The sequence below is a fragment of the Polaromonas sp. P1_F6 genome (genome assembly GCF_056405695.1).
The window spans coordinates 364,438-375,803 of record NZ_JBFUBQ010000002.1 but is presented as its reverse complement, the minus strand read 5'-3'; the positions used below and the strand labels follow the sequence as shown (position 1 = coordinate 375,803).

Below are 11,366 nucleotides of genomic sequence, written 5' to 3'. Positions count from 1 at the left end.
CATGACACGCAAGCTTGCGACAGCATTGCTACTGGCTGCGGCCATGATGGACGCCGCCTGGGCCGTCGCCACCTTCGACGAAGTCAAACGCGACTACAGGCCCTCCGACATGCTGGTTCTGGACCGCGGCGGCGAGCTCATCCAGCGGCTGCGCATCGACAGCGCCGTGCGGCGCGGCCAGTGGGTGGCGCTGCCCGATGTCTCGCCTGCCTTGCGCACGGCACTGATTCTGAGTGAGGACAAGCGTTTTTACGAGCACAGCGGTGTGGACTGGCGGGCGGTCTCTGCGGCGGCCTGGGGCAATCTGTGGAACACCAAAACCCGCGGTGCTTCCACCCTCAGCATGCAGCTGGCAGGACTGCTCGACGAGGACTGGCGCGCCGGTGCGGGTGGCCGCAGCATGGCGCAAAAGGTGGGGCAGACCGTGTCGGCCCAAGTGCTGGAGGCACGCTGGCGCAAGGACCAGATCCTGGAGGCGTACCTGAATCTTGTGCCTTTTCGCGGCGAACTTGTCGGCATCGACGCGCTGAGCCGCACACTGTTTGGCAAGGCTGCGCATGGGCTGGATGAGCGCGAGGCCGCGATCGCCGCCGCGCTGGTGCGTGCGCCCAACGCCAAGGCCGCGCAGGTCTCGCAGCGAGCTTGCGGCGTGCTGAAAACCATGCAAGCGCCGGCCAAGGCCGACTGCGAGGGTCTGGACCTGCTTGCCACTGCCGCGCTGCAGCGCAAGGCGTTTGACCCCAGCGAAGGCGTGGCGCCGCACCTGGCGCGCCGGCTGCTCGCGGCCCAGGCCGATACCCCTGGGCGTACGGGCGTGCCCCGCACGCTGGTTTCCACCGCGCGCGCTCCGCTGCAGCGCTTTGCCGTGCAGACCCTGACCCAGCAGCTGCGCGAGCTGCGCGGCCGCCACGTCGAAGACGGCGCCATTGTCGTGCTGGACAACGCCACCGGCGAGGTGCTGGCCTGGGTAGGTTCGTCGGGCGAACTGAGCGGCGCCGCCGAAGTCGACGGTGTGATGGCACTGCGCCAGCCGGGCTCCACGCTCAAGCCGTTTTTGTATGCAGAGGCCATTGCCGAGCGCCGCATCACCGCAGCGTCGCTGCTCGAAGATTCGTCCTCGCAGATCCAGACCGCGGGCGGGCTCTACATTCCGCAAAACTACGACCGCCAGTTCAAGGGCCTGGTATCGGCCCGCACCGCACTCGGTGCGTCGCTGAACGTGCCGGCCGTGCGTACGCTGGTGATGGTGACGCCCGATGCCTTTCACAAACAGCTCAAAGCCGTGGGCCTGCCGCTCAAGGAGTCGGGTGACTATTACGGCTACAGCCTGGCGCTGGGCAGCAGCGAGGTGTCTTTGCTGTCCCTCACCAATGCCTACCGCACGCTGGCCAACGGCGGTCGCTACAGCGCGACTTCGCTGGCGAGAAACCCCAAACCGGTCTTCAAGCCCGCGCTGGATGCACGCGCGGCCTTTATCGCCACCGACATCATGGCCGACCCGATGGCGCGCGCCCGCACCTTCGGCACCGACAGCATCCTGGCCACCCGCTTCTGGAGCGCCGTGAAAACCGGTACCAGCAAGGACATGCGCGACAACTGGGCCATGGGCTTCTCGCAGCGCTACACCGTGGGCGTGTGGGTGGGCAATGCCAGCGGCGCGCCCATGTGGGACGTGAGCGGCACCACGGGCGCCGCCCCCATCTGGGCGGCGGTGATGAATTACCTGCATAAAACCGAACCCAGCCGCGCGCCGTTGCCGCCCGCCGGCCTGGTGCAAAGCCAGACCCGGTTTGGCAACCAGGGCGGCACGCCGCTGGAAGCATCCCGCAGCGAATGGTTCCTGAAAGGCACGGAGCAGGCCGTTTTTGCTATGAATTCAGGAGCTGGTGGCGCCCGTTCTGAAAGGGTCGCAGCCAGAAATGTCTTGAAAAAACCGGTTGCCGAGCCCGACGCCCCGCCCCGCATCACCGCCCCTGCCTCCGGCACCATCATTGCGCTGGACCCGGACATTCCGCCCAAACACCAGCGTGTGAGCTTCAGCGCCGAAGGCCGCGGCACCCGCTGGCTGATGGACGGCAAGGAGTTTGCGCGCGGGCCCCAGGCACAGTGGCTGCCCTGGCCAGGCCGGCATGTGGTGCAGCTGGTCGATGCCGGCGGCAAAGTGGCCGACGAGATCAGGCTCGAAGTTCGCGGTGCCGGTGTGCGCGAAGCCAGCGTGCGTGGCGGCGCGGCTGCGGCACGTTGATCTTTCCGTCACCGGCATTCGACAACGCTGTACCGGCCATGCTCTACCCCAAACCTTCCATGCTTCACCTTCAACGCGCCCCGCTATTTCCTTCAGCGGCTGAAACCCGGCGTTTTCTCTATAAAACTCTGGTTGTTCTGTGGGTGGCGCTGTGCATGCTGGCGGCGGGTGATGCCATGGCAGCACCGGCGCGTGCCGGACAGACAGACGTGCCGTCCGATGCCGCACAGGCACCCACACCGAGCGATGCTGCGCAGATAGCCACGCCCGCCGATGCCGTACGGGTGCAGGTTCCGCCTTACAGCGCGCGCGTGCTCGACACCACCGGCACGCTGAGCACCGCCCAGGTCGCGGCCCTGAACGAACATATCCTGGCAATCGAAGCAGACACGCGGGCGGCGGTGGTCGTGTTCATGCTGCCAACCACGGGCGAAGACTCCATCGAGGAATACGCCACGCGCGTGTTCGAGAAATGGAAACTCGGCGACACCCAGCGCGACGACGGCATCCTGATCCTCGTGGCACTGGAAGACAGGCGCATGCGCATCGAGGTGGGCCAGGGCCTGGAGGGCACCGTGCCCGACGTGCTGGCGGGCCGCATCATCGACCAGGACATGAAGCCGCGCTTTAAGCGCAACGACTACGGCGGCGGACTGGAAGCGGCCGTCGGCCACATCGGCGCGCTGCTGCGAGGCGAGATTGAGCCCCCGGAGGCGAGCCGCGGTGGCATCACGCGCTTTGGCTGGGCCTTTCTTGCCGCACTGCTGTGGGGTTTCGCCGTGGGCGTAGTCCGGGCGCATCGCACCTGGAAGTGGCCTGTGACGATCGGTATCATCGCGGCCGCCCCGGCGGTGGCGGTAGTTGTCCTGAAGAATGTCGCCATCGGAGCCATCCTGCTCACCTTCCCGATGCCTTTGGCGTTTGCGCTGGGCTTCGGCTGCGGCCGCTCCCGCACGGTGCGCAGGATTGCCGCCGGTATCGGGCTGGCGATCGGCGTCATGGTCGGTATTGCCTTCGTGGTGGGCTCCGAGCGGTTCGGCGTGGGCCTGCTCTACGCCCTGGGGGGCGGTATAGGCTGTTTGCTGCTCGGCCTGATCGCCATGGGTATGCGCGCGGCCTACAAACGCAGCCTGGTGGAGTTTGGCGTGCGCAGCGCCCTGGTGGCCTGCGTTGTGGGGTATGTGGCGTTTCAAAACCCGCCAGACCTGCTTCTGACTGACTGGGAATCCTGGATGCCGACAGGCATGGCATTCGGGCTGGCGATGCTGTTCGGCTTCTTCACGGGGGGTACCGGCAGCAGCAGTGGGCGCGATGACCGGGATGGCAGCAGCTCGTCGGGCAGCAGTTCGAGCTCCAGTTCCAGCAGCCGGAGTTCGTCGGGTGGCTCCAGCAGCGGGGGCGGCTCGTCCGGCAGCTGGTAGGAGACGCCGGCAGCGTTGGATGCGCGCCGCCGGCCCAGGATCACTTTGCGTTCACGATGCCCTTGAAGTCATAGGGCACCACAATGGTATGCACCTTGCCTGCGGCAACGCCTTCGGCGATCTTCAGGTTGGCCATGGCGTTCATGTAGCCAATTGCGCCCGCGTTAGCGTTCAAGGCAGCAATGCGCTCCGCTTCTTTTTTGGCGGTCTGGACTTCAACTTCCTTGGTTTTCAGCTCGTTTTGCGCCCGCACCAATTCGTTGGCACTCTGAACAATCACATCGGCGGGGGTAATGGCACGCACCTGGATCTGGGAAACCGTGATCTTGTCCGCCAGCTTTTCCTCGGTCAGCGTCTTGATGACGTTTTCGCGGATTTTCTGCTCAATCGCCGGCCGGTTGTCGGCCATCTTGAGCGACTCATATTCGCGCGCCACCTTGTAAGCCGCGTTGCGCGCGCTCATCGCCACATAGTTCTGCATCAGCAAGATGTCGTTGCCTTTTTCAGACAAACCGTGAAACGTCCTGTTTTTGGTGGTCCATAACTCGGACACCGCCGTCGGGTTGACGTTGTAGACAACGGTCATGTCAAAGTCCTTGACGGTTGAGTTGTCAGACGCCAGCGGGGTCATGTTGTCCACGGCCACCGCCACGTCCTGAATCTTGAAGGTCAGGATATCGCCGATCAGCGTCTGGTTAAAGGAGCCCGGCAGGCGCTCGGTCGGGTCTGTGGTTTTGTCAAAGTTGATGCGCAAGCCCACCTCGCCGGTTTCAATGCGGGTACATCCGGCCAGCAGTGCGAGCGTCAGGACTGGAATCAGTGTGAAGAGAGTGCGTTGCATAGGTAATTCCCTGGTATTGGCGAACAGGCCCTGGTCGCCGCTTTTTGTTGAGGTAGCGCCCCAGGGGCGCACCGGCGCAGATTATGCGGGACAGTGGCTTATCAATAATTTCAAAGCCTCGGGACCAGAATTCACGCAAGAACGCAAACACGGGCGCTACCATGGCGGCAGCTTCCCCAAAAAAACTGTCGTCTGGAGACCCCATGCCCGTGATCACCAACATCGAAGACCTGCGCGTCCTGGCCAAAAAGCGGGTGCCCCGCATGTTTTACGACTACGCCGACTCGGGCTCTTGGACGGAAAGCACCTACCGCGCCAACGAAAGCGATTTCCAGAAGATCAAGCTGCGCCAGCGCGTGGCCGTCAACATGGAAAACCGCAGCACAGCCACCACCATGATCGGCCAGCCGGTAGCCATGCCGGTCGCTATCGCGCCCACGGGCCTCACGGGCATGCAGCACGCCGATGGCGAAATCCTGGGCGCCCGCGCGGCCAAAAAATTCGGCATCCCGTTCACACTGTCGACCATGAGCATCTGCTCCATCGAAGACGTGGCCGCCGGCACAGACCGCCACCCCTTCTGGTTCCAGCTCTACGTGATGAAGGACCGCGCCTTCATTGAAAGCCTGATCGACCGCGCCAAGGCAGCCAACTGCTCGGCACTGGTGCTCACGCTCGATTTGCAGATCCTCGGCCAGCGCCACAAAGACTTGAAGAACGGCCTGAGCGCTCCGCCCAAGCCGACGCTCTCCACCATCCTCAACCTGATGACCAAGCCGCGCTGGGGGCTGGGTATGCTGGGTACCAAGCGCCACGGCTTCGGCAACATCGTGGGCCACGTCAAGGGTGTCGAGAACATGGGCTCGCTCTCGGAGTGGACGGCCAAACAGTTCGACCCGGCCCTCAACTGGGGCGACGTGGAGTGGATCAAAAAGCGCTGGGGCGGCAAATTGATCCTCAAAGGCATCCAGGACGTTGAAGACGCCAAGCTCGCCGTCAATTCGGGCGCCGATGCGCTGGTGGTGTCCAACCACGGCGGCCGCCAGCTCGATGGCGCCATGTCTTCCATTTCCTGCCTGCCCGAGATCGTCGCGGCAGTGGGCAACCAGATCGAGGTCCACATGGACGGCGGCATCCGCTCCGGCCAGGATGTGCTGAAAGCCACCGCCCTGGGTGCCAAGGGCACCTACATCGGCCGCGCCTTCCTCTACGGCCTGGGCGCCATGGGCGAAGAAGGCGTAACCAAGGCGCTGCAGATCATCCACAAGGAACTGGACCTGACCATGGCCTTCTGTGGGCGCACCGACATCAAGTCGGTGGACACCAGCATCTTTGTGCCAGGCACTTATTGAGCCTGAGGCGGTAAACACCATGGCCTTCCTGGGACAAGCCGCCGTTGCGATGTGGTGGAACATGGCAGCAGAACACCGCGAGGAGTTCGAACACTGGCATTCCCATGAGCACTTTCCCGAGCGCATGGGCATCAAGGGTTTTCTGCGGGGTTCACGCTGGTCCAGCGTCGACAGTGCAGAAGGTTTCTTCGTGCTGTATGAGCTGGAAGACTACGAGACCCTCACGTCGATCGGCTACCTGGAGCGCCTGAACAACCCGACGCCCTGGTCCACGAAGATGATGCCGCACCACCAGGGCATGGTCCGAAGCCAGTGCCGGCTGCTTCACAGCGCCGGGGGCGGAATCGCCCGTCATGCATTGACCTTGCGCTTCTCGCCCGCCGAAGGCCGGCATGCAGAACTGCTGGACCACCTCTCGGAGCTTGGGGCGTCATTCGTCAGCCAGCCAGGCGGCGTCGCATTTCACGTGCTGCGCACGGAGACGCCGCAGGCCGCAAGCACGAAAGAGCAGCAGATTCGCGGGGGCAAAGATGCGGTGGCCGACTGGATCGTGGTCGCCATGGCCTACGAAGCGTCGGCACTGGAAGCGCTGCAGCAGGAGTCGCGCGGGAAAGAGATCGAGCGCCACGGTGCCCTGTCCGGCGCACTGGCAGGCCGCTATCAGCTGGCCTATGCAGCCAGTGCCCATGACCTGAGGTGAGGGCCGGAAATCCGTGGACGGGCCACCAGCCAGTGCAGGGTCACTCGTCGGCCATGACTATTCCGCGATCTCAAGCCTGAGGCGAAATCTCATAGTCCATCGCATACGAATGCTTGCCGTCGGCAATCTGAATGGTGAGCGTGCCGCTCAGGCCCGTCAGCTCATCGGTGCCTGAATCCGGCACCACGCTGACAGTCAACTGCGGTGCACCGCGGTTCATGGTGCCGCTGTGCTGCAATACAAAGCTGCCGCTTTTCCCGTGCAGCGTGCCCGTCACGTGCTCCATTGCGACGTAGCCTGCTGAGCCTTTGACGGCGGTGCCAGCGCTTAGCATCTCGCCTACGCTAGTGCCCTGCAGGTCGCCGCTGAAGGTCTTGTTGATGGACAGACGGCCCATCAAGGGTCCGGCCTCCGCGTTCGCAAGTGACTGGGGCAGGAGCTTGACTTCAAAGGTTCCGGTGGCGTGGGAGGGCATGGCATTCACTTTCAAGGGATGTGCAGTGCGGCCATGATGCCAGAGCGCGATCACTTGCCTTCTCTGGGCATGATGCCGGGCGCCGCCTAGTCAGACTGCCCAGGGATCGTAGCTTCCGAAATTCCAGATATGGCCCTCCGGGTCCCGGCAGGAGTAGCCTCGTCCTCCATAGTCTTCATCCTTGATGTCGATCACGATGACGGCCCCCGCAGCAACGGCTTGCCTGTAGTGCGCATCCACATCCTGGACCTGGATGTAAGCGCTTTGCGACCCGACACAGCCGGACTCTGACGGTGACTTGACGAGCTCGTGGAAATCGTTGTTGGTGGCGGAGCCCAGCATGATCATTCCATTGCCGTAAACCAGTTGGGCATGTGCAATGGCGCCGTCCTTGTCGGGCACCACCAGGTGCTCCTGAAAGCCGAAAGCGCGGCACAGCCATTTGACCGCTGCGGCACCGTCCCGGTAACGCAGCGTGGGAATGATGGTTGCACGGCTATTTTTCTGGTCCTCGGTCATGGCAACGGCCTCCTTGGAAAAAACAGCCAACGGGCGGATGGCAAAAATAAGCAAATGGGCATGCCACCCCGCGTGGCCACCCGTCTGGCGTGAATCCGAGTATTTATCAGGGCAATTTGTGTCCGCGTAAGGAACGGGGAAGAAGCGCCGTAAGCCCGGGCCTACCCTGCCGGGCGCAAGCCCACCGCCACAACCCTTGCCTGCGCGCTATGCTTGCGAAGTGGCCCATTCACCCGTTTCATCTCCAGCCAAAATCCGCCGCATTGCCCACCTCGACATGGACGCGTTTTTCGCCTCCGTCGAGTTGCTGCGCTACCCGCAGTTGAAGGGCCTGCCGGTGGTCATAGGCGGTGGCTGGCGCAAGGTTGACGAGGAGCTGCGGGCGGCGCAGGGCGAGCGGGCCTTGCGCTTCATTCCGGTGGAAAGTTTTCCGCTGCTCAAGGACTATGTGGGCCGCGGCGTTATCACCACCGCCACCTATGCGGCACGGCAGTTCGGCGTGGGCTCGGCCATGGGCATGATGAAGGCCGCCAAGCTATGCCCGCAGGCCATCGTGCTGCCGGTGGATTTTTCGGAAATCCGCAAATACTCGCAGCTCTTCAAAAGCACCATCACCGACATCGCGCCGCTCATGCAGGACCGCGGCGTGGACGAGGTCTACGTTGACTTCACCGACGTGCCCGGCGGCCAGCGTGAAGGCGGGCGCGTGCTGGCCCGGCTCATCCAGAAAGCGATTTTTGAGAAGACGGGCCTGACCTGCTCCGTCGGCGTGGCGCCCAACAAGCTGCTGGCCAAGATGGCGAGCGAGTTCAACAAGCCCAACGGCATTTCCATCATTTACGAAGCTGACCTGCAGGAAAAAATCTGGCCATTGCACGTACGCAAGATCAACGGCATCGGCCCGAAGTCCGGCGAAAAACTGGCGAGGCTGCACATCCACACCATCGGCGAGCTGGCCACACAAGACCCGCAATGGCTCATCGACAACTTCGGCAAGGCCACCGGCGCCTGGATGCACGAGGCTGCCTGGGGCCGCGACGACCGACCGGTGGTCACCGAGAGCGAGCCGGTCAGCATGAGCCGCGAAACCACCTTTGACCGTGACCTGCATGCGGTGCGCGACAAGGCGACGCTGGGCGCGATCTTCACCGACCTGTGTGAAAGGCTGGGCGAAGATCTGCAACGCAAGGGTTATGTGGCCAAAACCATCGGCATCAAGCTGCGCTATGACGACTTCAAGATCGCGACGCGCGACCAGACCTCAGACACTTACACCGCGGACGGAAAAACCATCCGCCAGCTGGCGGGCCTGTGCCTCAAACGGGTGCCGCTGGACAAAAAACTGCGCCTGCTGGGCGTTCGCGCTTCCACGCTGGCCAAGCTCGGCGAAGAAGGAGTTTACGAACAAAAAGTGCCTGCAGACCAATCAGGACGAGCGCAAGCTGCTCCTGAATCGATAGCAACCGACCAGCTCTTCTAACCAGCTTTTTAACCAGTTCTTCTAGCGCGCCACCAGGACGATCTCATCCTGGTGGTTGGCGATATGGAAGGTGTGGGCAAGTGAAAAATCAGCCTTGCTGAGTGCGCCGTAGGCAAAGTGCGGCTTGAGCGCGCCCTGGTGCCCGGCGAAGCGGGCAATGGCCGCGCGCAGCCGCGCCGAGGCGGGCCGCCAGTCGCCTTCACGGCTGAGCGCCGCAGCGCCCGGGATGGGCTCGCTCAGGCTGTGGCTCATTTGCCCGCGCCATTTGAAGAAGGCAAAAGCCGCAGCGCCCGCCGTGTTCTGGAACACCGCGCTTTTCGGCTGCGGAAAACCGTCCAGGCTCATCTCCACGCTTTGCGCCATGTGCTCCAGCACCGACACCAGGGGCCATTGGCCGGTGGTTTTGACGCTGGCGGCCTGGTCAACCTTGTCCAGCCAGCGCAGCGCTTCATCCAGTGACTGGACTTTGGGCAAATCAGCCATGGCAAATCCTCCGGTGAAAGCCAGCGTGGTGGTGGCCAGAAAGTCGCGTCGTTTCATGGCTGCGATGGTAGCAGTCCCCACAGGGCCCCATTTGCTGCGGCATCAGGGCGGGCTGGCGTTTCTCTCATGGGCCACGGAACAAAGAGTTTATGAAGAAAAGGCCTTCCAGGCAGGCAGGACAAGCGCAAGCAGCTCCTGAATTGATAGCGGTCTGTTCATTTCAGCGTGGCCAGGTAGGCAATCAGGTCGGCGCGCTCCGCCGCGCTTTCCACCTGAAAGCCCATGCGCTGGCCGGCCACCAGTTGCTCAGGGTCTTCCAGCCAGGCGTTGAGGGTTTGCGGCGTCCAGCGCAGCCGAGACCGGGCCAATTCGTCTGAATATTTGTACCCAGGCAGGCTGCCCACGCGGCGGCCCATCACACCGCGGTGCGCGGGCCCGATCTTGTTGCTGTCGACCGCATGGCAGGCCGTGCAGCGAGCCTGGTACAGGGCCATGCCGCGCGCCACATTGCCGGGTGGCGGTGTGACCCATTCGCGTTCGGGCGCCGTTTGGGCCCATAGCGGGGCACCGCTCACGCCAAAGAGCGTCAGTGCCGCCACGGTACCAAAAAAATGACGCGCATTGCGCATGAACAGGGAACAAGCAGGCATTCAGCACTCCTGAAACTGGTTTTTGATGGGTGGGAAAGCCATGCAATCTGCCAGGCCATCCCGCAAGCTGTTCTGAATACGTTGACGGCCGGCCCGCGGATTCAGCCTTTCGAAGAGCGACCCAGCTTCTTTTCGCATCTTTTTTTCGTTTCATTGAATCCAGTGAATCCGGTTTGCCGTATTCCACACAGGTTCACTTCCATTGACGCCGGCAACCGGCTTTTTCCTTTCCACCCACAGGATCACCATGCGCCACTCCGTATCACCCCCCCTGATTGCCAGCCTGCTCACCCTGCTTTGCGCCGGCGCCAACGCCGACACCGGCAAACTCCTCCTGACCGGCGGCGTCAGCACCATTGAAGGCGCGGCCGGCGGCGGCCTCACGCCCTGGGCCGTCATCGGCAGCAACGCCACGGCAGGCGAGATTGGCGGTTCTGCCTATGTCACCCACGCCGGCACCACCGACTACGGCCTCAATGTGTACGGCGCGGCCGTCGGCATCCATGACCGCTACGAACTGTCGATTGCACAGCAGGACTTCAACACCCGCGGCACCGGCGTGGCGCTGGGCTTGCCGGGGCTGCACCTGAAGCAGACCATCGTGGGCGCCAAGGTGCGCGTGCTGGGCGACGCCGTCCTGGACAGCGACACGCTGATGCCGCAGGTGGCAGTGGGCGTGCAGTACAAGACGCTGGGCTCCACGGGGCTGGACCCCACACTCAATGCACTGGGCGCCAAACGCCACGGCGTCGATGTGTATGTCAGCGCCACAAAACTCTTCCTGGGCCAGAGCCTGCTGCTCAACGGCACGCTACGCGCAACCAAGGCCAACCAGAACGGCCTGCTGGGCTACGGCGCCACGTTGGGCGGCAACGAAGACAAGTACACGCTGCAGCCGGAATTTTCGATTGCCTGGCTGGTGAGCAAAAACATCGCCATCGGCGCCGAATACCGCTTCATGCGCAACAAGCTCGAGGGCGCCGGCCGCGCGGCCGGCCTGGGCAACGGCCTGCGCTCTGAAGACTGGAAAGACATCTTTATTGCCTGGGCGCCGACCAAAAATCTTTCGCTCACGCTGGCGTATGTGGACCTGGGCGTGATCGTGCCCGCCACCACCGGCAGCCGAAAGCAGACCGGCTACTACCTCTCGGCCCAGGTCGCTTTTTAAGCCCGACGAACAACCCCCTTCAAGGAACCGCC

11 protein-coding genes are annotated in these 11,366 nt (G+C 63.3%); 6 read left to right on the top strand and 5 right to left on the bottom strand.

The window, feature by feature from the left end; all coding sequences use genetic code 11:
* The first annotated feature begins 1 nt into the window (after position 1).
* Both pbpC and AC1DY9_RS07700 read left to right on the top strand, forming a co-directional pair.
* On the top strand, positions 2-2,245 hold the full coding sequence (gene pbpC, locus AC1DY9_RS07705; protein ID WP_477666207.1) for a penicillin-binding protein 1C: 2,244 nt from the start codon (positions 2-4) through the stop codon (positions 2,243-2,245).
* A 59-nt stretch (positions 2,246-2,304) separates the two neighbouring features.
* A complete protein-coding gene (locus AC1DY9_RS07700; RefSeq protein ID WP_477666206.1) occupies positions 2,305-3,666 on the top strand; it encodes a TPM domain-containing protein in 1,362 nt (453 codons plus the stop codon).
* Between the two features lie 40 nt (positions 3,667-3,706).
* Here the strand turns inward: AC1DY9_RS07700 and AC1DY9_RS07695 are convergent, their stop codons facing one another.
* A complete protein-coding gene (locus tag AC1DY9_RS07695; protein ID WP_457279439.1) occupies positions 3,707-4,507 on the bottom strand; it encodes an SPFH domain-containing protein in 801 nt (266 codons plus the stop codon).
* A 203-nt stretch (positions 4,508-4,710) separates the two neighbouring features.
* On the opposite strand from AC1DY9_RS07695, the gene AC1DY9_RS07690 reads away from it, so the two are divergent.
* Together AC1DY9_RS07690 and AC1DY9_RS07685 are read left to right on the top strand one after the other, a co-directional pair.
* The gene (locus AC1DY9_RS07690; protein ID WP_457279440.1) at positions 4,711-5,859 is read left to right on the top strand and encodes an alpha-hydroxy acid oxidase; all 1,149 of its coding nucleotides are present in this window, start codon (positions 4,711-4,713) and stop codon (positions 5,857-5,859) included.
* Between the two features lie 19 nt (positions 5,860-5,878).
* Positions 5,879-6,559 carry a hypothetical protein gene (locus tag AC1DY9_RS07685; RefSeq protein WP_477666205.1) on the top strand — a complete coding sequence of 227 codons (681 nt, stop codon included), beginning with the start codon at positions 5,879-5,881 and terminating at the stop codon, positions 6,557-6,559.
* Between the two features lie 70 nt (positions 6,560-6,629).
* Here AC1DY9_RS07685 and AC1DY9_RS07680 read toward each other — a convergent pair whose 3' ends face one another.
* Both AC1DY9_RS07680 and AC1DY9_RS07675 read right to left on the bottom strand, forming a co-directional pair.
* Positions 6,630-7,034 carry a DUF3224 domain-containing protein gene (locus AC1DY9_RS07680; protein ID WP_477666204.1) on the bottom strand — a complete coding sequence of 135 codons (405 nt, stop codon included), beginning with the start codon at positions 7,032-7,034 and terminating at the stop codon, positions 6,630-6,632.
* Positions 7,035-7,124: 90 nt separating this feature from the next.
* Positions 7,125-7,553 (bottom strand): VOC family protein, encoded by a 429-nt coding sequence (locus AC1DY9_RS07675; RefSeq protein WP_477666203.1) that lies wholly within the window; start codon positions 7,551-7,553, stop codon positions 7,125-7,127.
* Positions 7,554-7,830: 277 nt separating this feature from the next.
* Between AC1DY9_RS07675 and AC1DY9_RS07670 the strand changes: the two genes are divergently transcribed.
* Positions 7,831-9,033 (top strand): Y-family DNA polymerase, encoded by a 1,203-nt coding sequence (locus AC1DY9_RS07670; protein WP_477666390.1) that lies wholly within the window; start codon positions 7,831-7,833, stop codon positions 9,031-9,033.
* A gap of 21 nt (positions 9,034-9,054) precedes the next feature.
* Here the strand turns inward: AC1DY9_RS07670 and AC1DY9_RS07665 are convergent, their stop codons facing one another.
* Entirely contained in the window at positions 9,055-9,573 is a 519-nt protein-coding gene (locus AC1DY9_RS07665) for a DUF1569 domain-containing protein (RefSeq protein WP_477666202.1), read from the bottom strand.
* 158 nt (positions 9,574-9,731) lie between these two features.
* On the bottom strand, positions 9,732-10,166 hold the full coding sequence (locus tag AC1DY9_RS07660; RefSeq protein WP_477666201.1) for a c-type cytochrome: 435 nt from the start codon (positions 10,164-10,166) through the stop codon (positions 9,732-9,734).
* Between the two features lie 247 nt (positions 10,167-10,413).
* Between AC1DY9_RS07660 and AC1DY9_RS07655 the strand changes: the two genes are divergently transcribed.
* Entirely contained in the window at positions 10,414-11,334 is a 921-nt protein-coding gene (locus AC1DY9_RS07655; RefSeq protein ID WP_477666200.1) for a DUF3034 family protein, read from the top strand.
* The last annotated feature ends 32 nt before the right edge of the window (positions 11,335-11,366 follow it).